The sequence below is a fragment of the Pseudomonas sp. AC193 genome (genome assembly GCF_979258075.1).
On record NZ_OZ409832.1, the window covers coordinates 5,575,259 to 5,598,455 of the forward strand.

21 protein-coding genes and 1 pseudogene are annotated in these 23,197 nt (G+C 60.0%); 9 read left to right on the plus strand and 13 right to left on the minus strand.

Annotated features, from left to right (window positions below; genetic code table 11):
- Positions 1 to 7: 7 nt before the first annotated feature.
- Both ACZZ0D_RS24960 and ACZZ0D_RS24965 read left to right on the plus strand, forming a co-directional pair.
- Positions 8 to 2,458, plus strand: a complete 2,451-nt coding sequence (locus ACZZ0D_RS24960) for an alpha/beta hydrolase (RefSeq protein WP_463554542.1) — start codon at positions 8 to 10, stop codon at positions 2,456 to 2,458.
- A gap of 26 nt (positions 2,459 to 2,484) precedes the next feature.
- On the plus strand, positions 2,485 to 3,042 hold the full coding sequence (locus ACZZ0D_RS24965; protein WP_463554543.1) for a lysozyme inhibitor LprI family protein: 558 nt from the start codon (positions 2,485 to 2,487) through the stop codon (positions 3,040 to 3,042).
- A 132-nt stretch (positions 3,043 to 3,174) separates the two neighbouring features.
- On the opposite strand, the gene ACZZ0D_RS24970 is transcribed toward ACZZ0D_RS24965, so the two are convergent.
- On the minus strand, positions 3,175 to 3,540 hold the full coding sequence (locus ACZZ0D_RS24970) for a DUF6124 family protein (protein WP_463554544.1): 366 nt from the start codon (positions 3,538 to 3,540) through the stop codon (positions 3,175 to 3,177).
- Positions 3,541 to 3,974: 434 nt separating this feature from the next.
- On the opposite strand from ACZZ0D_RS24970, the gene ACZZ0D_RS24975 reads away from it, so the two are divergent.
- The gene (locus tag ACZZ0D_RS24975) at positions 3,975 to 4,358 is read left to right on the plus strand and encodes a helicase (protein ID WP_016985803.1); all 384 of its coding nucleotides are present in this window, start codon (positions 3,975 to 3,977) and stop codon (positions 4,356 to 4,358) included.
- A gap of 154 nt (positions 4,359 to 4,512) precedes the next feature.
- Here the strand turns inward: ACZZ0D_RS24975 and ACZZ0D_RS24980 are convergent, their stop codons facing one another.
- The 6 genes from ACZZ0D_RS24980 to exbB form a co-directional block, all read right to left on the minus strand.
- Positions 4,513 to 5,913, minus strand: coding sequence for an aminoacyl-tRNA deacylase and HDOD domain-containing protein (locus ACZZ0D_RS24980; protein ID WP_053125066.1), 1,401 nt, complete (start codon positions 5,911 to 5,913; stop codon positions 4,513 to 4,515).
- A 79-nt stretch (positions 5,914 to 5,992) separates the two neighbouring features.
- Positions 5,993 to 8,068, minus strand: a complete 2,076-nt coding sequence (recG, locus tag ACZZ0D_RS24985; RefSeq protein WP_053125064.1) for an ATP-dependent DNA helicase RecG — start codon at positions 8,066 to 8,068, stop codon at positions 5,993 to 5,995.
- Positions 8,069 to 8,077: 9 nt separating this feature from the next.
- Positions 8,078 to 9,007 carry a LysR substrate-binding domain-containing protein gene (locus ACZZ0D_RS24990; RefSeq protein ID WP_463554545.1) on the minus strand — a complete coding sequence of 310 codons (930 nt, stop codon included), beginning with the start codon at positions 9,005 to 9,007 and terminating at the stop codon, positions 8,078 to 8,080.
- A gap of 266 nt (positions 9,008 to 9,273) precedes the next feature.
- Positions 9,274 to 10,020, minus strand: coding sequence for a TonB family protein (locus tag ACZZ0D_RS24995; protein WP_038359287.1), 747 nt, complete (start codon positions 10,018 to 10,020; stop codon positions 9,274 to 9,276).
- Positions 10,017 to 10,445 (minus strand): TonB system transport protein ExbD, encoded by a 429-nt coding sequence (gene exbD / locus ACZZ0D_RS25000; protein ID WP_053125060.1) that lies wholly within the window; start codon positions 10,443 to 10,445, stop codon positions 10,017 to 10,019. The genes ACZZ0D_RS24995 and exbD overlap by 4 nt, the downstream gene beginning before the upstream one ends.
- A gap of 6 nt (positions 10,446 to 10,451) precedes the next feature.
- Positions 10,452 to 11,423, minus strand: coding sequence for a tonB-system energizer ExbB (gene exbB, locus ACZZ0D_RS25005; RefSeq protein ID WP_212550351.1), 972 nt, complete (start codon positions 11,421 to 11,423; stop codon positions 10,452 to 10,454).
- Positions 11,424 to 11,611: 188 nt separating this feature from the next.
- Between exbB and ACZZ0D_RS25010 the strand changes: the two genes are divergently transcribed.
- A complete protein-coding gene (locus ACZZ0D_RS25010) occupies positions 11,612 to 12,469 on the plus strand; it encodes an SDR family oxidoreductase (RefSeq protein ID WP_463554546.1) in 858 nt (285 codons plus the stop codon).
- A 212-nt stretch (positions 12,470 to 12,681) separates the two neighbouring features.
- Here the strand turns inward: ACZZ0D_RS25010 and ACZZ0D_RS25015 are convergent, their stop codons facing one another.
- The 6 genes and pseudogenes from ACZZ0D_RS25015 to ACZZ0D_RS25040 form a co-directional block, all read right to left on the minus strand.
- Positions 12,682 to 13,422: a hypothetical protein gene (locus tag ACZZ0D_RS25015; protein ID WP_159814951.1), complete on the minus strand. Its 741-nt coding sequence runs from the start codon at positions 13,420 to 13,422 to the stop codon at positions 12,682 to 12,684.
- Between the two features lie 69 nt (positions 13,423 to 13,491).
- Positions 13,492 to 13,872, minus strand: coding sequence for a RidA family protein (locus tag ACZZ0D_RS25020; RefSeq protein ID WP_463554547.1), 381 nt, complete (start codon positions 13,870 to 13,872; stop codon positions 13,492 to 13,494).
- A 24-nt stretch (positions 13,873 to 13,896) separates the two neighbouring features.
- Positions 13,897 to 16,001, minus strand: a pseudogene (spoT, locus tag ACZZ0D_RS25025) (bifunctional GTP diphosphokinase/guanosine-3',5'-bis pyrophosphate 3'-pyrophosphohydrolase).
- Between the two features lie 57 nt (positions 16,002 to 16,058).
- The gene (rpoZ, locus tag ACZZ0D_RS25030; RefSeq protein WP_016985812.1) at positions 16,059 to 16,322 is read right to left on the minus strand and encodes a DNA-directed RNA polymerase subunit omega; all 264 of its coding nucleotides are present in this window, start codon (positions 16,320 to 16,322) and stop codon (positions 16,059 to 16,061) included.
- A gap of 167 nt (positions 16,323 to 16,489) precedes the next feature.
- Positions 16,490 to 17,110 (minus strand): guanylate kinase, encoded by a 621-nt coding sequence (gmk, locus tag ACZZ0D_RS25035; protein WP_053125052.1) that lies wholly within the window; start codon positions 17,108 to 17,110, stop codon positions 16,490 to 16,492.
- Between the two features lie 12 nt (positions 17,111 to 17,122).
- Positions 17,123 to 17,986, minus strand: a complete 864-nt coding sequence (locus ACZZ0D_RS25040) for a YicC/YloC family endoribonuclease (protein ID WP_053125050.1) — start codon at positions 17,984 to 17,986, stop codon at positions 17,123 to 17,125.
- Between the two features lie 270 nt (positions 17,987 to 18,256).
- Between ACZZ0D_RS25040 and rph the strand changes: the two genes are divergently transcribed.
- The 5 genes from rph (at position 18,257) to gltS (ending at position 23,148) form a co-directional block, all read left to right on the plus strand.
- Positions 18,257 to 18,979, plus strand: a complete 723-nt coding sequence (gene rph, locus ACZZ0D_RS25045) for a ribonuclease PH (RefSeq protein ID WP_016985814.1) — start codon at positions 18,257 to 18,259, stop codon at positions 18,977 to 18,979.
- Between the two features lie 28 nt (positions 18,980 to 19,007).
- Positions 19,008 to 19,376: a DUF4870 domain-containing protein gene (locus ACZZ0D_RS25050; protein ID WP_053125048.1), complete on the plus strand. Its 369-nt coding sequence runs from the start codon at positions 19,008 to 19,010 to the stop codon at positions 19,374 to 19,376.
- A gap of 29 nt (positions 19,377 to 19,405) precedes the next feature.
- Positions 19,406 to 20,299: a helix-turn-helix domain-containing protein gene (locus ACZZ0D_RS25055; RefSeq protein ID WP_463554548.1), complete on the plus strand. Its 894-nt coding sequence runs from the start codon at positions 19,406 to 19,408 to the stop codon at positions 20,297 to 20,299.
- Positions 20,300 to 20,393: 94 nt separating this feature from the next.
- Complete coding sequence (locus ACZZ0D_RS25060; RefSeq protein WP_463554549.1) at positions 20,394 to 21,584, plus strand: M24 family metallopeptidase; 1,191 nt, start codon at positions 20,394 to 20,396, stop codon at positions 21,582 to 21,584.
- A gap of 355 nt (positions 21,585 to 21,939) precedes the next feature.
- Complete coding sequence (gene gltS / locus ACZZ0D_RS25065; protein ID WP_463554550.1) at positions 21,940 to 23,148, plus strand: sodium/glutamate symporter; 1,209 nt, start codon at positions 21,940 to 21,942, stop codon at positions 23,146 to 23,148.
- The last annotated feature ends 49 nt before the right edge of the window (positions 23,149 to 23,197 follow it).

Below are 23,197 nucleotides of genomic sequence, written 5' to 3' on the forward strand. Positions count from 1 at the left end.
ATTGTCCATGAGCAAGCCGTTGATGTACCTGCTGGCCGGCAACGGCAGCGCTGCCGATTGGTGGGACGACGCGCTGCCGCACTTTCAGCGCTACGACGTGGTGCCGCTGGAGTTGCCAGGCTTCGGCGCCAATCAGCTGCCACCCTGCGAGGATCTGGCGGACTACGCGCAGACCTTGCTGGCGATGACGCAGAAGGGCAGCGCGATCATGGCGGTCGGGGTCAATGCATTGCTTGTGCTGCACGCGTTGCGACGTCGGCCCGGGCACTTTTCCCGCAGTGTTTTGCTGGCACCCGTCGGTGCGTTTCTGTGGCAGCGGCGGTTACCGGCATTGATGTCGCCGCTGCCGATCCGCAAGACCATCCACTGGCTGCTGTCGAACAAACCCACGCTGTTCGCGCGCAAGTTTTCCAACCAGATCTGGACGCCCGCGCAGTACCAGCGCATGGGCGCCGGCTATGCTCGCTGCCGTGCGTTTGTGCCGCACTGGGATCTGATTCGCGCCGATACCGCGTTGCCGCTGCTGGAGTGGATCACCGATCCGGTCGAGCTGGTTTGGGGCGATCAGGACGCCGTGCTCGGCATCGAGCAAGCGGCAGCGTGGTCGGCGATTCTGGCCCGCGCGGATCTGACCATCAGCCTCAAATCTGGTTGGGGTCATTACCCGTGGATCGACTCGCCCGCCGAATTCGCGCAGTGGTTGGAGTCGGGCGAGCGCGGGTTTGTCGCCCACACCAAGGGCGGGCGTTTGCGCCTGGCTGAACTGGCGCGGCAACCGGTGCCGGCGGCACTGACGCTCAACGATTGCAGCGATCTGCGTCTGCCGGCATTTCTCGCTGCTCAACCTGATGTGACCTGGGCGGTGCGCTCCTCCAGTTATGGCGAGGATCAGGCCGATTCGGCGAATGCCGGTTTGAGCACGACCTATCTGCGCGAGCCGTCCGCCAATGTGCCGAAACGCATCGCCGAACTCACGGCCGAAGGTGTCGAGGAAGTGGTGGTACAGCGCTTCATCACCCCGGTAGTGTCCGGGATCGCTTTTGTGCGACATCTCTCGGTAGAACTGGAGTGGGTTGAAGGCCATCTCGAATCGCTGGCCGACGGTCACGTCAGCCCCGCGCGGGCAACGCTTTCACGACTCAGCGATGCCTGGCGCAGCGGCACGTTCACGCCATTCCACGGCTTGACCGAAGACCTGCTCTGGCGCTTTCTGCAAGAGGTGCTGCGCGTGTTCCACTACGTGCCCGGCGATGTCGAATGGGCCTGGGATGGCGCGCAATTGTGGTTGCTGCAATACCGGCCGATCAGCGACTACGGCTGGCGCCGGCACCTCACCGCCGCCAACATCGCCGAGATCCTGCCGCCGCAACCGAGCGTTTTTGTGGAGTACGCCCAGCGTCGAGCCGCCGCGAGCATCCCGGCGATCATGGCGCGCTGGGATGCGCGGGTGTTGCAGGACAACGAGCCGTTCACTGCGGTGTTCGGCGGCGCGTCCTACATCAACAATGATCTGTTTCTTGCCCGGCTGGCCGACTGGGGCATCAGCGCCGCTAACTACGCCGGTGAAGTCGGCGGCGCGACGCCGCATCTGCCGTGGCAACCGCTGAAGATGCTGCGTTCGTTGCCGTTGTTTTTGCGGATGCAACGCAGGGCTCGCGGCCATTTGCTGAACCTTGAACACGGCTTGCAGCGCTTCGATCAGGAACTGGCCGAACTCGTCGCGCAACATGCCGATGGCCAACAACTGGCGGACTGGTTCACCCGGTTTTACGTGTTCGTGGTGCAAGGCAATCTGTGCATCGCCACGGCACTGGCCAGCAGCGGCGGTGACGCACTGGGCCGCCCGCCGACGGCTTACGACAACCTTGAAAACAGTCCGCATCGATTGCCGTGGGAAACCGATCCGGCTACACCTCGACCCGCGTCGAGCGAACTGCCGTTACAGGCATTCCCGCAATGGCCAGGGCTGATCCGCCTCGCGCACTCGACTGGCCTGCCGGGCCTGCGCGGTTACTACCTGCAAGTGCGCGAGTGGTACCGCGACAACCTGATGCGCATCTTCTTCCGCCTGCACCACGCCATGCCGCTGGCCGACCGCGAGCATTGGTTTGCACCGCATCCGGACGTTCGCACCCGTGACGGTAGCTTCTGGCAGGACGGTCGCGAAGGTGCGGAGCAGGCTACCGGGTTCATGATTTATCCGGGGCAGGTGCAGGGCGTTCTTGGCGAAGATATTTTGCTCGAAGACACCCTCGATCCGGGGCGACATGCGCATTACCAAACGGCGCGGGCGGTGATTGCACGGATGGGCGGGCGCTTGTCGCATGGCTCGACGTTGTTGCGCGAATTGCGCAAGCCATCGGCGGTGATACCGCAGGTGGATCCGGCGTGGGTGGGGCGTGAGGTGTTGTATCGGGATGGTGAGTTGGAATTGATCAATTCGAAGGGCGTGAAGTGAACAGACGGTCGTTATGTATCGGCATCATGCTAACCGCCTCGGCGCTTACGGCGCATGCACGAGAAACCTGCAACCCCGATAGCTTTTCCAATCCAGACTTGATCATTTGCGGCCAGCAAAGCTTCGAGAAGGTCGATGCCTTGCTGAATGAGCAATACAAAAAAGCACTGGTCAGTTTGTCGCCTGCTGAACAGCTACAACTCAAAGACGTGCAGAAGAAATGGGTGCGCTTCAAAGAAGGATTTTGCGAGGAGGTGTATCAAGGCACTTTCCCAGGGGCTGAGGCGCCGATCGATAGGCTTGGGTGTCTGGTGCAAACATCCAATGCACGAGTAGGAGAGTTGGTTGCTCTGCAAACCGGATTACCGCTGGACGGTTTTTACAAAGCCGCCTCGGCCATGGCTGGTCAGGATCGTGAGAAAGGTCTGGCGACATCGATGGAGCGGTTGGGCGGGGCTGACTTCGACGAACCGCTTTGGAAGCAATACGCTGATGGGCACTGCGAAATGGCTGTTGAACTGTTTCGTGAAGACTTCGCTAATTGCATTATTCGTATGCGTTTTCAGTTGCCTTTGAATCGTTGACAAGTTTGAAATCTTTCCACTGTTTCGATCACATGGCGAATTCGCCACTGAAGACAGGTAGCCAGCGGTAAAGCAGGGAATTCTGAAAAGGGACCTTCGCGTCCCCTTTTTTAATCGATCTCACTTCGCGGCTTAGACTGAGACGGCCCGTGCCTCAATGTTATCCAGCGCTCCCTCCACCATCAAATGCACCCCATCCGCCATTCTGCTCAGCGCCAAGGCAACTGACCGGCGTGAGCCGTCGATGTCATCGGCCAGATCTGCGGCGATGGCGCTGATGGATAGCAGGTCTTCTGACGCGTTGGCCAGCAGGGCCTCGGTGTCGACATCGTCGCAGATGTTAAAGAGGCTACCTTCGCGGCGTTTAGGCGGTTTTTTGGGGTGTGCGGGGAAGTAGTGAGCGAAGGCGCGTTCGGCGGCTTCTTTGTCGAGGGTTACTTCATCTGCGGGGTCGGATGGGGTGGTAGCTGCTGGGGCTTCGTGTGGTGAAGGAGTCATCGGGGTAAATCCTCTGGAGTTGGAAAAAGTTGCTCCGGAGTTCGGACTTGCACATCCGGTCACTGATTTTGCGGTGACGGATTCAGCTTAACGATTAACCTTCAACTCGCCTGGTTCACGCATGCCGCCGCGCTTTGCGGGAAATTTCCTAAGGAGTTGCAGGGGGGAAGATCAAAAGATCGCAGCCTTCGGCAGCTCCTACAGGGTTGTGTTTCAACAGGTGTAGGAAAGGTGAAGGGTGAGACGCGGAGCGTCTCGGGAGGCATTCCCACGCGGAGCATGGGAACGATCATAGGCGGAGTTGGGAATCGTGACTTGGTGGTCATCGTGCGGGAAATGGTCTGCATCATCTTCTAACAGCGTCAGATACTGGCGTTATCGTCCGAATCCCTTACACTGCCCCGGCCGTTCATTTTCCTTTTGAGGCTGTGCGCATGAAATTTCGTTTTCTTCTTTGGATGATGGGTTTGTTGATGGGTAAGGCCAGCCGGACAAATCCTGCATTCCAGCAGCAGTTGGGTGACAAGGATCTGGTGTTTCAGCTGCAGACGCTGGACGGGAAAGTGGCGCGGCATTTTGTGGTCAAGGATCAGCGCATCACCAGCAAGTCTGGCGTGGTGGCAGAGCCGGCGTTTGCGATTGCGTTTAAAGATGCCGGTTATGGCTTTGCCACGATGCAGGCGAAGAACAAGCAGCTGGCGTTTATGCAGGGGATTCAGGACAAGTCGATTCAGCTGAAGGGCAATCCGGCGCTGGTGATGTGGTTTCAGGGGTTGATGAAGTATTTGGTGCCGAGGAAGGCTAAGCCTAAGGCTTGAGTCTTTGGTGACGCGGAGCGTCACGGGATGCATTCCCACGCGGAGCGTGGGAACGATCAGGGGCGGTCTGGTAGATTGAGTTGGATTTTTCGCGAGCAGGCTCGCTCCCACAGGGGGATTGTGTAAATCCTTGGGGGAGCGGGCCTGTTTTGTTTTAGCCCTGGCTGAATTGCGAAGCCAGTTCGCGCAGCAGGACTTCGGCTTCGAGGACTTTGCTGACGACGTCGTTGGCTTTTTCGCGGGTTAGGCCGACGCGTTCGAGCAGGGCGTCGGGGATGTCTTCATCCGGGCCCGAGCCAATCCCGCGTCCACGCAGTAGGCGCACCGCCAGGCAGACAAGGTTCGGGTATTCGGCGTAGGCGCCGTCGTAGCTCGGATCGTGCTGGAAGCGCAGCGCGGTGGCCAGTTCGTCCGGCATGTCCCAGTAGCGCATCAGCCACGAGCCGATCTGTTCACGGCTGATACCGAGCAGGTGTTGCTCGATGTAGCTGTGGCACAGGTGCGGGTTGACCTCCAGGTGGCGGCAGATCAGCGAGAAGTGCGGCGGGAACACGTGGGCCAGCAGCAGATAACCGAAGTTGTGCAGCAGACCGGCGAGGTAGGTCAGGCCGGCTTCCGGGCGCTGGGCGCGCGGCATGGCGCGGGTCAGGCCTTCGATGACGGCGGCGGTGTAGATCGACTGCTGCCAGTACGGCGTCGAGTGTTGCGGATGGTCTTTTGGCAGGCTCAGGGTCTTGCCGAGGGCCAGGCCCAGCGCCAAGTTGATCACCAGATCGAAACCGAGCACGCGGACGATCGCGTCTTCTACCGAGCGAATCTTGCCCGGCGAGGCGTAGTACGGCGACGCCGCCCAGCTCACCACTTGTGCGGCCAGCGCCGGGTCGGTTTCAACGACGCCGGTGATGTCGTCGATGGTGGCGTTGGGGTCGACGCGCAGCTTGATGATTTTTTGCGCGGTTTCGGCCAGCGGCGGAATCTCGATGGTCGCTTCCAGGCGCTGCTGAATGCGCCGTGCGGTAAACGCTTGCACGGCCTGGGTGATTTCCTCGCGGTCATCGTCCGGGCGGTCGAGGTTCGGGCGGATGCTGTTCAGCGCTTCGCCGAAGTTGGCGGCGCTGGCCTTGGTCAGCATGCTTTTGAAGGCTTCGCTGGTGATTTCCAGCAACACGCCCGGCTCGCCGGAATTGATCAGCAGCTTCGGCTCACGAAGCAGACTTTCTTCGTAGAGGCACGGCGAACTGGTCAGTGCCGGCAGGCCTGGCAGCAGGCTCAGGCTGTGTTTGCCGAGCATCTTTTGCAGACGCTCGGTCGACACTGCGGTCAGGCGACGGCCCGTCAGTTCGGCGAGGCGATTGAGGTCGAGCAACTGGCTCTGCGGAAACAGCACCATCAGCGCGCCGACAGCGTCGTCCAGCAACACGGCTTGTACCTTGCGCGAGGCATTGAGGCCGTGGTGGTCGAGCACTTCTTCGTAGGCGATCCCGAGCTTGTCCAGCAGCAGCCGAATGACAGACGGCGCGTGCGGGGATTCGGGGGCGAGAGCGGCTTCGGTCATGGTCTGTATCCGTTTTTGAAACAATGGCAGGAGTATAACCAGCTTGGTCAGAACGAGCTGTCAGAAACTGCGACGGTGCTCACACTTGGCCGTATTGCTGCCCGTGGCGCAACCAGCGGTCAAGCAACGGGCTGACGTGGGTCGGCCAGCGTTCCAGCAGCGCTTGTGCAGCGTCACGAACGGCGGGCAATAAGTCGGCGTCGCGCATCAGATCCGCGACCTTGAATTGCAGCAATCCGGTCTGGCGGGTGCCGAGCATTTCACCGGGGCCGCGCAGTTCGAGGTCTTTTTCGGCGATGACGAAACCGTCGTTGGTCTCGCGCATGATGCCCAGACGCTGGCGACCTATCTGCGACAGCGGCGGATGGTAAAGCAGCACGCAATGGCTGGCGGCGCTGCCCCGACCGACACGGCCGCGTAACTGGTGCAATTGCGCGAGGCCGAGACGCTCGGGGTTTTCGATGATCATCAGGCTGGCGTTGGGCACGTCTACACCGACTTCGATCACGGTGGTCGCGACCAGCAGTTGCAGGTTACCGGCCTTGAATTCGGCCATCACGGCGGCTTTCTCGACGGGTTTCATGCGCCCGTGGATCAGCCCGACTTTCAACTCGCCGAGGGCGAGGGTGAGATCTTCAAAAGTGGTTTCGGCGGCCTGACAGGTCAGCTCTTCCGACTCTTCGATCAGCGTGCACACCCAATAGGCCTGACGGCCCTCGGCGCAGGCACCGCGCACGCGCTCGATGACTTCGACGCGGCGGGTGTCGGTGACCAGCACGGTGTTGACCGGGGTTCGACCGGGCGGCAGTTCGTCGAGGATCGAGGTGTCGAGGTCGGCGTAGGCGCTCATCGCCAGCGTCCGTGGAATTGGTGTCGCGGTCATGATCAGTTGATGCGGACACATGCGTCCACCGACGCCTTTCTGCCGCAGCGCCAGACGTTGCTGCACACCGAAGCGATGCTGTTCGTCGATGATCACCAGCGCCAGATTCTTGAATTTCACTTCGTCCTGAAACAGCGCGTGGGTGCCGACCACCATCGGTGTGCCACTGGCGATCTGTTCCAGCGCGGCGACGCGGTTCTTGCCCTTGAGCTTGCCGGCCAGCCACGCCACTTCGATGCCCAGCGGTTCGAGCCAGCGTTTGAAAGTGATGAAGTGTTGTTCGGCGAGAATCTCGGTCGGCGCCATCAGCGCGACTTGATAACCGGCCTCCAGCGCTTGCAACGCAGCTAGGGCGGCGACCACGGTTTTACCCGCGCCGACGTCACCCTGAATCAGCCGCAGCATCGGTTCGTGCTGACTGAGGTCGTAGGCGATTTCGTTGCCGACGCGCTGCTGGGCGCCGGTCGGGTTGAAGCCAAGATTCGCCAGATATTTCGGCGGCAGCTTTTTCGCTTTCGGCATCGCTGGCGCGCGCAAGGAGCGCATGCTTTCGCGCAGACGTTGTTGCGACAGTTGATGGGTCAGCAGCTCTTCGAAGGCCAGACGATGCTGCGCCCAGTGATGACCGAGGGCGAGTTCGTCGACGTCGGCATCGGCGGGCGGATTGTGCAGGTAGCGGATCGCATCGGCCAGCGGCGCGAGTTGATAGTCGCGCGCCAGTTCGGTCGGCAGCCAGTCGGGCAGGGTGTCCGGCTTGAGCATGGTCAGCGTCTGCATGCACAGTTGACGCAGACGCGCTTGGGTCAGGCCTTCGGTCAGCGGGTAAACCGGGGTCAGGGTTTCATCCACTGGCGGTGGTTCGTCGCCGGTGATGGCGCGATATTCCGGGTGGTAGATTTCCAGACCTGAGGCGCCGGGCCGGGCTTCGCCGTAGCAGCGAATCCGCGTGCCGCGTTTGAGCCCTTCTTTCTGCGCGTTGCTGAAATGGTAGAAGCGCAGGCTCAAGCCGCCGGTGCCGTCCTGCATGCGCACGACGAGGCTGCGACGGCGGCCCATGACCACGTCGGCGCCGCTGACGGTGCCTTCGACCACGGCGTCCTGACCCGGTCGCAAATGGCCGATCGGCACCACGCGGGTGCGATCCTGATAACGCAGCGGCAGGTGAAACAACACGTCCTGGAGATTCTCCAGACCGACCTTGGCCAATTTCTCGGCCATGGCTTCACCGACACCCTTGAGTGCCGTCACCGACACTTGCGACAGCTCAGTCATGACGCTCGCTTAACCGGCCGTAACCGGTGTCGCTGGCTTGGCCACCGAGCACAGGCGAATGGAGTCGGCGAGGATTTCGATGGCTTTCGGCCGTGGGAAACTCGCACGCCAGGCGATGGCCACGGTGCGGAACGGCACCGGTGGCGACAGCGGACGCACTGCGATCACGCCGGGGGCGTAGTGATGGCTGTCAACAGCCGACAACGGCAGGATCGAGATGCCCAGACCGGACGCGACCATGTGGCGAATGGTTTCCAGCGAACTGGATTCGACCGTGGTGTGCTTGGCGCCGTCGCCGCCCTTGGTCAGGGTCGGGCAGGCTTCGAGCACCTGATCGCGGAAGCAGTGACCTTCGCCGAGCAGCAGCAGGCTCTTGTCGTTGAGCAGGCCGGCGTCGATGGTTTCTTTTTTCGTCCACGGGTGCTGGGCCGGCATGAGCACGTAGAACGGCTCGTCGTACAGCGGCAGGGTCAGCACGTCAGCTTCGTTGAACGGCAGGGCGACGATGATCGCGTCAAGTTCGCCGTTGCGCAGTTTGTCGCGCAGCACGTGGGTGAAGTTTTCTTCGATGTACAACGGCATCTGCGGGGCGACCCGGTGCAGTTGTGGAATCAGGTGCGGGAACAGGTATGGGCCGACGGTGTAGATCGCGCCGACTTTCAGCGGTGCGGTCAGCTGATTCTTGCCGGCCTGGGCCAGTTCGCGGATGCCTTGGGCTTGCTCAAGAACTTTCTGCGCCTGGGCGACGATGCCTTCGCCGACCGGGGTCACGCGCACGGCGCTCTTGCTGCGCTCGAAAATCAGCACACCGAGTTCGTCTTCAAGTTTCTTCACGCCCACCGACAGGGTCGGCTGGCTGACGTGGCATTTCTCGGCCGCGTGGCCGAAATGCTGCTCTTGGGCGAGGGTAACGATGTAGCGTAATTCTGTGAGGGTCATAGCAAAGCGTCCATGAAGATGCGGGCCAAGCATACCGGCTGCAATCGATAGACGCACGTTATCAGACTGAGTGAGCAATGCGACACCGGGCAATGTCGGTTTGCCGCTGGCAGATATGCAAAAGACACCTTTCGGTGCCTTTATCTCGATCTAACGCTCAACACATAACCCCTGTGGGAGCGGGCTTGCTCGCGAAGAGGCCGTGTCAGTCAGCATTACATTGACTGACACACCGCATTCGCGAGCAAGCCCGCTCCCACATTGGATCAGCGGCGTCTCTCGAGGGAATAAACAAACGGTGCAACAATTTCAATCGAGCCGTTGTTCAGCATGTCAGCCGGTGGCTTTGGCAGCGGTTGTGCGCGGCGGATCATTTCCAGGGTAGCCCGGTCAAGATCAGCGTTGCCAGAGCGGCCCACCAGTTCGAACGACAGCACGTTACCTTCGGCATCCACCACGAAACGCAGACGGTTCAAACCTTCCTTGCCCCGTGCCTGAGCACTGGCCGGGTACTTTTTGTACTTGGCCAAATGCGCGAGCAGGGTGCCTTGCCAGCTGGCTTTGGCAGCCATCTGGGCCGGCGACGGGCCTGGTGCAGGCTGGGCGGATTTCTCCGTCGGTGCCTGAGTCGGCTGGGTGTCGGCCGGTTTTTCCTCGGAAGGTTTTTCCTTCGGTGGATCGGGCAGCTTCTTCTCGACCGGCTTCGGCGGTTTAGGCTTGGGCTTCGGTTTAGGTTTCTGCACCGCGATTTCAGCTTTCGGGGCTTCGGCCAGTTTCGGAATCGGCAACTCTTCAACCGGAGCCGGTGGCTGCGGCGGTGTGACGACTTTCGGCGGAGCAGGCGGTGGCGGGGCCGGAACCGGGGCCAGCTCGACCATCATTGCCTGCGGCGGCAATTCGATGGGCGGGCGGGCAGTCCAGTTCAGCGCCAGCGCGATGGCCAGCGCATGAACGCCCAGCACCACGGCCAGGCTACCGCTGTAACGCGTCAGCTTATGGCGCGTCGTGATCATTTCTTGGCTGCCGTCTCAAGTCCTACCAGGCCGACCTTCAGGTAACCGGCGGAGCGCAGGTTATCCATCACGCTCATCAGGTCACCGTAATCCACGCCTTTGTCAGCCTGGAAGAAGATGGTGGTGTCTTTCTTGCCCTTGGTTCTGGCGTCGAGGGTGGCGCCCAGTGCTTCGGGCTTCACTTCGTCTTCGCCGAGGAACAGGCGCTGATCAGCTTTTACGCTGAGGAACACCGGTTTCTCTGGCCGTGGCGCCGGTTTGGCGGTCGAGGCAGGCAGGTCGACTTTGATGTCCACGGTGGCCAACGGAGCGGCCACCATGAAGATGATCAACAGCACCAGCATCACGTCGATAAACGGCGTGACGTTGATTTCGTGGTTCTCGGCCAGATCGTCGTCTGCGCCTTCTTTCAAATGCAGGCCCATGGCCGATTACCCCACTTTAACCATGTGCGGCTGCGAGCTGCGCTCAGGCTGGTGGTCGAGGTCGCGGCTGACCAGCAACAGGACTTCTGCCGAAGCATCGGAAACCTGCGCCTTGTAACCGGCGATCGAGCGGGCGAAGACGTTGTAGATCACAACCGCTGGAATCGCTGCAACCAGACCCAGTGCGGTGGCCAGCAGGGCTTCAGCAATACCCGGCGCCACAACGGCGAGGTTGGTGGTCTGGGTTTTGGCGATGCCGATGAAGGAGTTCATGATGCCCCACACGGTACCGAACAGACCGACAAACGGCGCGGTGGAACCGATGGTGGCGAGGACGCCGGTGCCGCTGCTCATGTTGCGACCGCAGGCGGCAACCAGACGCTCAAGACGGAAGCTGACGCGTTCCTTGATGCCTTCTTTCTCGCGGCTGTTGACCGACAGGCGCATCTCTTCGAGCGCGTCGTGCACCAGCAGGTTGGCGAGGGTGCCTTCCTTGCCGGCGGTGGCGCTGGCTTCTTTAAGGGTGGTGGCTTTCTTCAGGGCAGCGATTTCGCCACGCAGACGACGCTTGGCGCCCATCAGCTCAAAGCCTTTGGCGATCCAGATGGTCCAGGTGATGATGGACGCGATGGCCAGACCGATCATCACGATTTTGACGATGATGTCAGCGTTCTGGTACATGCCCCACGGCGACAGGTCGTGGGCCATGCCCAGCGTGTTGTCGGCTTCGAGAACTTCAGGAACGTCGGCAGCGTCTACCGCTTGCACTGGATCGGTTGCAGCCGGTGCAGCAGCCGGGGCGGTGGCAGGCGCGTCAGCAGCGGGAGCGTGCTGTTCGGTCGCGGCCGGTGCGGCTGGCGCTTGCGCGTCAGCGAAGGCGGCGGTCGGTGCCAGCATCAGGCTGAGCAGCAGAGCCGCCACTGCGCTCCAGGCGCGAGGTCGTTGGGTTGGCGAAGCGGGGTTTTGATTACGTGTCATGCTGGCCGGACCTGAGATAGAAAAACGATGATGCTCTTCCAGGCCTCGTGAGGCCGAGAACAAAAGTGGCAGGCATTATTGCAAGTAATTCTTGTTAACAAAAGTAATAGAGTATCTTTTTTTCCTTGATTGCTAGCCGCTCGTCACTCGCCGGGCCTAGTCTGTCGCTTTCCGATGGGAGTTTTCTGATGTCTGCGCCTTCTGTTCTGATTGCCGGTTGTGGCGATATTGGTAGTCGTCTGGCCACGCAATTGCTGGCCGCTGGCTGGGAAGTCCATGGCTTGCGCCGGGATGTGTCACGTCTGCCTGAGGGTGTCATTGGTGTTGCCGGGGATCTCTTTAATGAAGATTGCCCGGACACCTGGCCGATCGGTGCGGTGGATTACCTGGTGTATTGCGCTGCTGCGACCAATCACGATGAAGTCGGGTACCGCGCGGCTTATGTGCAGGGTTTGCAGAATGTGTTGAGCTGGCTGGATGACTATGGCCAGGTGCCGGAGCGGCTGTTGTTTGTATCCAGCAGCAGTGTTTATGGTCAGATGGATGGCGAGTGGGTGGACGAGACCTCAGCGACAGTGGCCAGCGGTTTCTCCGGACGGTTGATGCTTGAGGCTGAGCAAGTCGCGCTCAAGAGCGGCATTCCGGCGAGCATCCTACGCCTGACCGGTATTTACGGCCCTGGCCGCGAGCGTCTGCTGACGCAAGTTCGCGAGGGTTATCGCGTTGCCGTCGAACCACCGCTATATGGCAATCGCATTCACGCGGACGACGCGGCGGGTCTGCTGAAGTTTTTGCTCGAGGCGGATCGGCAGGGGACTGCTCTGGAAAGCATCTACATCGGCGTCGACGATGTACCGGCACCGTTGGCCGAAGTGGTCGACTGGTTGCGCGAGTATCTGGGTGTGACCGAGTGGGCGGCAGAGGCGAGCGTGCGGCGCACGGGCAGCAAGCGCTGCAGCAATGCCCGGGCAAAGGCCCTCGGCTGGACGCCAACATACCCAAGCTACCGCGAAGGCTACGCCGCGATCCTAGAAGGTAAATGCTGACTGCTCAACACCACAAACCACTGTGGGAACCGATCCCCTGTGGCGAGGGGATTTATCCCCGATGGGTCGCGCAGCGGCCCCAAATCCTGCAATCGCGGTTGATCAGATAAACCGCGTACAAAGGTTTTGCGACTGCTTCGCAGCCGATCGGGGATAAATCCCCTCGCCAGCAGAGGTTCCCACCTTGGATTTTCAGTGGTTTCAGAAAATGGTTACTGTTTTTCCAGCAACCACTTGCGAGCACCCGGTGTGAACTGCGGCTGTTCATCCGCCAGCGCCGAGTTCACTGCTTGCAGGATTTCCAGCTCTTTGCCCTTGCGCACAAAGATCCAGTTATTGCCCTGACCGTTCTGCTGCAGCCACATGCTGTCGTTGCCGTTGCTCATCGACGCGCAATCGCCCGCCAGGCACAGCGCATATCTATCGGCACCCGGCAATCCGGACACCTGGCCATCGGCCTGGAACTGCACGGTGGCGCCTTCGCCTTCACCGCTGGTGATTTTCCAGCTGCCGCCCATGTAGGCGGAATACAGCGCACGCTCGAAACTCGCACCGATCGGCGCGCCTTCCGGTACCGGAATCGGTGCGCGATCGAACAGTTGCTCGGGTTCGTTATCGCCGGCGGCCTGTTGCAGTTGGCTGCCGTCGCGTTTCAACGCGCTGGCGGAGCTGCCGTAGAAGTCGACTTTCCAGGTGCCGGATTCTTCGCCGAGCAGCCGTCCTTCGACGTTCTCAAAACCATTGGTGTAGCGGGCCTGACTGGCCTTGGTGTTGACGTCCCACTCAAGGTTCGGGCCGTAAGCCTGAAGCGCTTCGCGCAGGGGGCCGCCCTTGGCTGCAGCGTTGATCGCCACCTGATTGATCCAGGTGCCGCTGATGTCACGGTCGGCAGGGTTGCTGGCGCAGCCGCCGAGGAGGAGGGCGAGCAGCGGAAGAGCTAGCGCTTTGCGCATGGTGGAATCCTTTCAAAACCTTTTCTTGCAGAGCAGTCGGCGCGGCGTTTGAAGGCCGCGCCGTGCGCATCACTCGATGACCAGAATGGCATCCATTTCAACCTGCGAACCCTTTGGCAGGGCAGCAACGCCAATGGCGGCGCGGGCCGGGTACGGCTGGTCGAAGTATTTGCCCATGATCTCGTTGACCTTGGCGAAGTGGCTCAGGTCGGTGAGGAAGATGTTCAGTTTGACGATGTCCTTGAACGAACCACCGGCGGCTTCGGCCACGGCTTTGAGGTTCTCGAACACCTGGACGGTCTGGGCTTCGAAGCCTTCAACCAGTTCCATGGTTTTTCGGTCCAGAGGAATCTGACCCGACATGTAAACAGTGTTGCCTGCCTTGATCGCCTGGGAGTAAGTACCGATGGCGGCCGGGGCCTTGTCGCTGGTGATAACAGTCTTGGTCATGTAGGACTCCTTGTTAGGGTTGCGTTATGCACGCATGCGGGTGATGCGGATCACCCCGGTCAAGGCGCGCAGTTTCTTGATCACGCGGGCCAGGTGCACTCGGTCGTGGACGCTGACCACCAACTGGACAACGCTGATGCGACCATCGCGTTCGTCCATGCTGATTTTCTCGATATTGCCGTCGGCTGCGTTGACGCTGCTGGCCAGCAGAGCGATCAGGCCGCGCTGGTGTTCCAGCTCGACGCGCAGTTCGACGTTGAATTCGCCGGTGACATCCTTGGCCCACGAGAGCTGGATGCATTTTTCCGGGTTGTGCCGGATTTCGCTGATGTTGCGGCAGTTGTCGAGGTGCACGACCATGCCTTTGCCCGCCGACAGGTGCCCGACAATCGGGTCGCCCGGGATCGGCGTGCAGCACTTGGCGTAGCTCAGCACCAGACCTTCGGTACCGCGAATCGCCAGCGGGCCTTCAGGACTTGGCAACTGTTCGCCTTCGCCGAGCAGGCGGCGGGCGACGACGTAGGCCATGCGGTTGCCCAGGCCAATGTCTTCAAGCAAATCTTCGATCAGTTCGAGGCGGTACTCGGTGAGCATCGCTTTGACGCGTTCGGCCTGGACTTTCTCCAGCGAACTGTCGAAACCGTTGAGCACCTTGTTCAGCAGGCGTTCGCCGAGGCTGATGGACTCGGAACGGCGCTGCAGTTTCAGCGCATGGCGGATGTGCGTGCGGGCCTTGCCGGTCACCACGAAATTCAGCCACGCCGGATTTGGACGGGCGCCGGGTGCGCTGACGATCTCGACCGTGGAGCCGCTTTGCAGCGGTTCGGACAGCGGTGCGAGACGACGGTTGATCCGGCAGGCAATGCAGCTGTTGCCGACGTCGGTGTGTACCGCGTAAGCAAAGTCGACCGCCGTGGAGCCTTTCGGCAGCTCCATGATCCGGCCTTTCGGCGTGAACACGTAGACCTCGTCCGGGAACAGGTCGATCTTTACGCTCTCGATGAATTCCAGCGAGTTGCCGGCCCGTTGCTGCATTTCCAGCACGCCTTTGACCCACTGACGGGCGCGGGCGTGAGTGCCTTTCGGCTGCTCGTCACCACTGGATTTGTACAGCCAATGGGCGGCGATGCCGTTGTTGGCCATCTCTTCCATTTCGCGGGTACGGATTTGAATCTCGATCGGTACACCGTGCATGCCGAACAGCGTGGTATGCAGCGACTGATAGCCGTTGGCTTTAGGGATCGCGATGTAATCCTTGAAGCGCCCCGGCAACGGTTTGTACAAATTATGTACAGCGCCTAGCACGCGGTAGCAGGTATCGACCTTGTCGACGATGATCCGGAACGCGTAGACGTCCATGATCTCGTTGAAGGCCCGACGCTTGCCGCGCATTTTCTTGTAGATGCCGTAGAGGTGTTTCTGACGACCGCTGACTTCGCCCTGGATGCCGTCGATAGCGAGGCAATGGCCAAGGGATTCTTCGATCTTGTTGACGATTTCCTTGCGGTTGCCCCGGGCGCGTTTGACCGCCTGGTAGATCCGCGCGGAACGCATCGGGTGCATGGCCTTGAAGCCGAGGTCTTCGAATTCGATGCGGATCGCATGCATGCCCAGCCGATTGGCGATGGGCGCGTAGATTTCGAGGGTTTCCTTGGCGATCCGCCGGCGTTTTTCGCCGGACAGCACTTCCAGCGTGCGCATGTTGTGCAGGCGGTCGGCGAGTTTGACCAGGATCACGCGAATGTCGCGCGCCATGGCCATGGCCATTTTCTGGAAGTTTTCGGCTTGGGCTTCGGCCTTGGTCTCGAAATTCATCTGGGTCAGTTTGCTGACCCCGTCGACCAGTTCTGCGACGGTTTCACCGAACTGCGCTTGCAGCGCTTCTTTGGCGATACCGGTGTCTTCGATCACGTCATGCAGCATCGCGGCCATCAGGCTCTGATGATCCATGTGCATGTCGGCAAGAATATTGGCCACGGCAAGAGGATGCGTGACGTACGCCTCGCCGCTGCGACGGCGTTGACCGTCATGGGCTTGTTCGGCGTAGAAATACGCTCGGCGACCAGGTTGACCTGGTCGTTGCCGAGGTAGGTCGATAAGCGATCGGCGAGGGCGTCTATGCTCGGCATGATGATTCCTGCCGTAAGCTGTGATCCCGCGCCGTGCTACGTCGACCAGGCATAGGCTTAGACGGCCTCGTTGGACTCGTCCTCGAACGCTGCGAACAGCGGCTCATCCTGGACGATTTCTTGCTCGGCGATGAACTCGTAGCTCATCAGGCCTTCAGCGATTTCACGCAGCGCTACAACGGTAGGCTTGTCGTTTTCCCACTGAACCAGTGGCTCTTTGCCGCCGGTGGCCAGTTGACGGGCACGTTTGGTAGAGAGCATGACCAGCTCAAAACGGTTTTCCACGTGGTTCAGGCAGTCTTCAACGGTTACGCGGGCCATGGTATTCCTCGGAGCGAATGCAATATGCGCGCTGCCCGGTTGGGCGAGCGGACTCAACAGTTTAAAAAATCACCAGCGATTAGGGAAGCGCTGATTTTTTAACCAGGCTCTTCAACGCGCTGCAAGTGCCAATGTAAAGCGCTTGCAGGCCTTTTGGGAAGTGCTGATTAACCGAGCAATTCGGCCAGCAATTTGCCGTGAAGCTGTTGCTGACGCTTCTGAATGAGCTGATTGGCGCGGAAAATCGCCTTCAGATCGTCCAGCGCGTGGGCGAAATCGTCGTTGATGATCAGGTAGTCGTAGTCGACGTAGTGACTCATCTCACTGACCGCTTCACGCATGCGGCCGTCGATGATTTCGTCGCTGTCCTGACCACGGTTGGTCAAACGCGAATGCAGTGCTTGCAGCGACGGCGGCAGAATGAAGATCGAGCGCGCCTGCGGCATCAGCTTGCGTACTTGCTCGGCGCCTTGCCAGTCGATCTCCAGAATCAGGTCGTGACCTGCGTCGAGGGTTTGCTGCAGATGGCTTTGCGAGGTGCCGTAGAGGTTGCCGAAAACTTCGGCGCGCTCAAGGAAATCGCCGTGTTCGCCCATCTTCACAAACGCTTCGCGTGTTACGAAGTGATAGTTCACGCCGTCGACTTCGCCCGGACGCATGGCGCGGGTGGTGTGCGAAACCGAAACGCGGATTTCCGCGTTGGCGTCGGTCAAAGCCTTGACCAGACTGCTCTTGCCCGCGCCCGAAGGGGCGGAAATGATGTACAGGGTGCCGGTGCTGTGGGTCATGTCGGGGTTGCCTTACTCAATATTCTGCACTTGTTCGCGCATCTGCTCGATCAACACCTTGAGGTTGACGGCGGCTTGGGTGCTGCGCGGATCGAAGGCCTTGGAGCCCAATGTGTTGGCTTCGCGGTTGAGCTCCTGCATCAGGAAGTCCAGGCGCCGCCCGGCTGCACCGCCGGACTTGAGCACCCGGCGCACTTCGATGATGTGGGTGCTCAGGCGATCCAGTTCTTCGGCCACGTCGCTCTTTTGCGCGAGGATGACCATTTCCTGTTCCAGACGCTGCGGATCCAGCTCGGCCTTCATGTCGGCGAAGCGGTCGAGGACTTTCTGGCGTTGGGTCGCGAGCATCTGCGGCACCAGTTCACGCAGGGTCACGACGTCTGCTTCGATCGATGTCAGGCGCTCGTTGATCAACCGGGCCAGCTCCGCGCCTTCGCGCTCGCGGCCAGCCTTCAACTCTTTCAGACCTTGATTGAACAGGGCCAGCGCTTCGGCGTTCAGCGCCTGTGGATCGGTTGCATCCCCGACCAGCACGCCGGGCCAGGCCAGGACTTCCAGCGGGTTCAGCGCTGCCGGGTTTTTGATCAGGCCTGCGATGGTTTCAGCGGCAGCAACCAGTTGCGCGGCGCGCTCGCGGTCGATTTGCAGCGCTTTGCCGGTGCTTTCTTCGGTGAAACGCAGGGTGCATTCCAGTTTGCCCCGCGACAGGCCCTGACGCAGCGCTTCACGCACCGCGCCTTCGAGGTCGCGAAAGGTTTCCGGCAAGCGCAGGTGCGGTTCCAGATAGCGACTGTTGACCGAGCGCAGTTCCCAGCTCAGGGTGCCCTGTACGCCGGCTTTCTCGACGCGGGCGAAGGCGGTCATGCTGTGCACCATGGCGGTAACCTCGCAATGCAGATCGGCGCGAAACCTGGGTTCCGCAAGCGCGATATCAATGAATTTATGCCGACTGGCAGCAAAGGCGCAGGATTGTAGCGCAGTGCGGCGAATGCGCCCAAACACACGGTGTGACAAAGGGCTGCAGCCCGTCGGTAATGCGTGTTTCAGGGCCCTCGGTCGTCGGCCCGAATTTTTAACCCGTGCCCAGTCGCGGTGCACCGCTCTATAATGCTCGGCAGTTTTCCGTCCTCAGTACAGGTATCTCCTATGAAACGTCCAAGTGGTCGCGCTGCCGATCAGCTCCGCTCGATCCGCATTACCCGCAACTACACCAAACACGCCGAAGGATCGGTGCTGGTCGAATTCGGTGATACCAAAGTCATCTGCACCGTCAGCGTCGAAAACGGCGTGCCGCGTTTCCTCAAAGGTCAGGGCCAGGGTTGGTTGACCGCCGAGTACGGCATGCTGCCGCGCGCCACCGGCGAGCGTAACCAGCGTGAAGCGAGCCGTGGCAAGCAGGGCGGTCGCACGCTGGAAATCCAGCGTCTGATCGGCCGTTCCCTGCGCGCTGCGCTGGACATGTCCAAGCTGGGCGATGTCACCTTGTACGTCGACTGCGACGTGATCCAGGCTGACGGCGGCACCCGCACTGCGTCCATCACCGGCGCCATGGTTGCTCTGGTTGATGCGCTGAAAGTGATCAAGAAGCGCGGCGGCCTGAAAGGCGGCGACCCGCTCAAGCAAATGATCGGCGCGGTATCGGTCGGCATGTATCAGGGCGAAGCGGTACTGGATCTGGACTATCTTGAAGATTCCGCTGCCGAGACCGACCTCAACGTCGTGATGACCAGCACCGGTGGTTTCATCGAAGTGCAGGGCACCGCTGAAGGCGCGCCGTTCCAGCCGGAAGACCTCAACGCCATGCTGGAACTGGCCAAGCAAGGCATGAACGAGATTTTCGAACTGCAGAAGGCCGCACTGGCTGACTGAGCAGGTTCATAACCGCAAGGAGAGTGCGATGAGTGACGAGCAAGCGCTGCTGCCCAAACCGAGCCAGGAGGTTCGTCAATGGGCGATGTTTTGTCACTTGTCCGCTTTGCTGGGGATCTGGATTCCGTTCGGCAACCTGATCGGGCCGTTGATTCTCTGGCAGATGAAGCGTGAAAAGGATCCGTTTATCGATGCCCAGGGCAAAGAGGCGCTGAATTTTCAGATCACTGTCGCGATTGCGTCGTTGATCTGCTTCCTGCTGATGCTGCTGCTCATTGGCTTCGTCCTGATCGTGATATTGGGCATCGGTGCACTGGTGCTCACGATCATTGCCGGGGTGAAGGCCAACGAGGGCTATCCGTACCGGTATCCGTTTACCTGGCGGTTGATCAAGTAGGCTCGCGGGCCTGACGGGCGGAGTGCGCAATGGCTCAGCCGGTCTTTCCTTCTATCGAGCAGCAGACCGAGGAATGGCGGATGAAACCCGCCGCCGTGCTGACGGATCTGCAATCGACCGGCGCTGCGGTGTTCCGCTGGCAGCGTTCATCCACAGACAGCTATCACTTTGAACGCACTGAACCGCGCGAGCATGTTTTGCTCAGCGTGATGCTTGCGCCCATGCAGTCGCGCGCCGCTGTTGGCGGCCGGCAGGTGTGGGATGGGCAGATTCACAGTGGTCAGGTGCGATTGCTGCAGCCCAGCCAGTCCGCGAGCTGGGACACGCGTAGCGCTTTCGACATCCTTCATGTGCATTTGCCAATGCCGGCGTTGACCGCTGCGGCGCAGGAGCAAGGATTGAGCTTCGCCGGATTTCGCGGAACGCATCAGCCGTTGTATCAAAATGACAAAGTTGCCCATTTGCTGGCCCGGCAATTGGCGCTGTCCATCGGTGACAACAGTCGGGGCGCCCGTGAGCAGGCGGATCTAAGCGTTCAGATATTAATTGCTCATTTATTGAACAGTTATGAGTTTTCGAGCACCCAGCCAAGAGTTGCCAGCCAAGGCCTGATGGATGCCTTGCGCTACATCGAGCGTCACCCGTGCGAAAAGCTTTGCATTGCCCGGTTGGCGGCAATTGCGGCGATGAGTGAATTCCACTTCGCTCGCGAATTCAAACGCGCCTTTGGCACTTCGCCCCACGCCCACGTACTTGCCGTACGCCTTCAACGGGCGCGCAACGCTTTGGAAAACTCCGCCAAGACTGTTTTGGAAATCGCCTTGGAATCCGGGTTTGCCGATTCCAGCCATTTCGCCCGAGTCTTTCGTAAAGCCTATGGCATCAGCCCAATGGATTTTCGTCTGTCCCGGCAAAACCCCTGAGCAAGAACGTACCGGCAATTGAGCAAGGATCGGCGCGACGTCAGCTCTGCCCTCGTTGAACACTGTCCGCACTTCAACGACACGGAGCCAGCCAATGGCACACCTCGGACACGCTGTGCGCGACTATCGCCTGCAACTCATGTACTCGCTGATGGATCGCGAAGGCTTTGATGCTTTGCTTTTCACCCAGGCCGACTTCTTCCAGTTTGCGACCAACTTCAATACTGACGTCGAGACGTGGGAACGGCCGATTCTGTGCGTCGTACCGAGGAACGGCGCGCCGTTTGTGATCGCTCATGAGCTATCGACGCATCATTGGCGTTTCACCAAGGAAGCCGGGCATCTTTGGATCGAGGATACGCGTTTTTATGCCGAGCATCCGCGTGTGCAAAATCGCCTGCCCTTGGTCAGTCAGTGGGGTGAGCTGGTCGCACAATCTTTGCGCGATGCCGGGCTGCATCGGTCGCGCATTGGCGTCGACGCGATCACGGCGCCGTTGGCTCGCGTCGGTACTTTGCTGCCATCGTTGGTGCTGCAAAACGCGACCGAAGAGTGCCGCACGTTGCGGCTAGTCAAGCATGCCGAAGAGATCCAGCTGATGCGCGAAGCCTGTGCATTGACGGATTGGTTGCAGGATCGCTACCGGGAAAACATCCGCCCCGGACGGCTGGTTCAGGAGCTGGACATGAGCATGGCCGCACTGTTTGTCGAAGAAGCGGCTAATCGTTTCCCCGGTGAGGATGTGCAGTGCATTGAGTTTTTCACCCTGTCCGGCCCGGCGAGCTGTGCACCCCACGGCGATGGTCGGCAGTGCGGCGCACGCATCGAGAAGGGTCATGGTCTGGTGAACATCATTATTCCGCGCATCAACGGTCTGATCATCGAGAACGAGCGCACCTGGTTTTGCGGCAAGCCATCGGCGCGGCAGGTTCAGTTGTATGAGGCGGCGCGGGAAGCCAATGAGGCGGCGTGCGAAGCAGCGGTGACGGGCAATCCGGTTTGCGCGATTGATGCGGCGGCTCAAGGGGTTTTCGAGCGGCATGGAGTGGCGGACTTGATCATCCATCGTACGGGCCATGGACTTGGGCTGGTCGGCCATGAGTTTCCCCACGACATGGCGTTCAATACGCGACCGCTGATGAGTGGCGAAGTGTATTCGGCTGAGCCGGGGATTTTTCAGTGGGGGCTGGGTGGCTTTCGGATCGACGACACGGTGGTGATTGGCGACACGCCAGACATCCTGACGCGCGCGCCCCGAGACATCTCCAGTCAGACAATTCTCTGATTAATAAAAATGCCCGTGTTTCACCTGCGGGCATTTACATGAATGCAACGGGATTAGTTTCTTTGGGATGTAGGAATAATCTATTGCCGATGAATGGTAGTCATCTAGTTATATATTTATCGCTCTTACATGTTTAGTCACAACTGCACTGCCTTGGTGCTGGCTCCGTCCTTGGCATCGGCGATGGACGATTGTTAAAGTTGCCCGGCGTTATGTTTCTCTTGAAATATTTCGATATATTCAAGCCATCGAAGGTTCTTGAATTCCACAGCAATCAGTGTTGAGACAATCAGCCGATTCACGGCGCGCGCTCAGGAAAAGAGCTCGTCCCTGAATATAGCCAAGAATAATCAAAATGATTCAGCTCGATTTTTACGGAACACTCGTGGCCGCTTCCTTAGTACTTTTGCTGGGACGTGGTTTAGTTACTCGCGTTGGGTTTCTGCGCAATTACAATATTCCCGAACCGGTTGCCGGGGGCCTATTGGTTGCGCTTGTTCTTCTGATCATGCGAACACTGGATGTTGAAGTTCGCTTCGATACTTCGCTGCAAACGCCTTTGATGTTGGCATTCTTTGCCACTATCGGTTTGAGTGCAGACTTCGCCAGCCTGAGAAAGGGCGGGCGCGTGGTGGGGATCTTTCTGCTGGCAGTCGCCGGGCTGCTGGTGGTGCAGAACGCGATGGGCATTGGCCTCGCCACCCTGCTCGGACTTGACCCGCTGATGGGTCTGCTCACCGGTTCGATCACTCTGGCGGGCGGTCACGGCACCGGCGCGGCGTGGGGCACGGTATTCAGTGAGAAATACGGTCTGGCCTCGGCCTCTGAACTGGCAATCGCCTCGGCGACTTTTGGTCTGGTGCTGGGCGGTTTGATTGGTGGGCCGGTGGCTCGCCTGTTGATCAAGCGAGTTCAGGTGCCCGGCTGCCAGAATCAGCAAGCGCCACGGCTCCCCAAGGGTTTTGAGCAGCCGAACAAAGAGCGTTCGATTACGCCGTTTTCGTTTATCGAAACGTTGGCCCTGATCGCGGTCAGCCTGCTGGTCGGCAATCTACTGAACGGCTGGTTGCAAGGCACGGCGCTCGAGTTGCCGACCTTTGTTTGTGTGCTGTTTGTCGGTGTGTTGCTGCGCAACGGCCTCTCGGCGCTGGGCCTGTATCAGGTGTTCGAGCGGGAAGTGTCGGTGCTGGGCAATGTCAGCCTGTCGCTGTTCTTGGCGATTGCCTTGATGTCGCTGAAGCTGTGGGATCTGGCGGCGCTGGCGTTACCGATCTTCATCATTCTGGCGGTGCAGACCTTGGTCATGGCGCTGTTTGCGATTTTCGTGACGTTCCGCATGATGGGCCGCAACTACGATGCGGCTGTGCTGGCCGCAGGGCATTGCGGTTTTGGTCTCGGTGCCACGCCGACGGCGATCGCCAACATGCAGGCGGTGACGCAGCGTTACGGGCCTTCGCAGATTGCGTTTCTGGTGGTGCCGATGGTTGGTGCGTTCTTCATCGACATCATTAACGTCATCGTGATCAAGCTGTATCTGGCCCTGCCGATGTTTGTCGCGCTCTGAGGTTCAGCCCACTTTAGGCTAGCGCACAAAAAATGCCCGTATCTCGCGA